Annotated in this window: 1 protein-coding gene; it reads right to left on the reverse strand. The window is 40.9% G+C overall.

The window, feature by feature from the left end:
- The coding region (locus tag LC455_RS31130; RefSeq protein ID WP_263297958.1) for a helicase-related protein at positions 1 to 460 on the reverse strand (460 nt) is incomplete at both ends.

The following is a 460-nucleotide window of genomic DNA, read 5'->3' on the forward strand; positions in this document are numbered from 1 at the left end:
TGCCTCATCCATCTCTGTCGTGATGCCATGATGAAAGAATACGATGTCCCCATTTGGATATTGATTATTTCGTCCGACTCGTCCAGCAATTTGAATCAGTGCACTTGTGGTAAATATGGAGGATTCTGCCCCAATAATCGCCACCTGTACATTACTAATGGTAATGCCCCTCTCTAATATGGTGGTCGTTAAAAGTCCGGGTACTTCATTATTTCGGAGCATCCCTACTTTCTCTTTCCGATCCGGATCTTCTGCATGCACAGCAAGGATATTTTCATTTATTAGCTGAAATAGAGGCGCTGCTTTATGCATGAGGGCGATTGTAGGGAAAAATAGTAAGAAAGGTTCCTTTCGTTCAAGGCGTTCTTCTGTCCATTTTATTAACTTTTTAGGGATTTTTCCTTGTTTGAAGCTTTTATTGTAACCCCATAAAGCACAAAACTGAAGAACTGGTAATGGA

The sequence above is a fragment of the Neobacillus bataviensis genome (genome assembly GCF_019969725.1).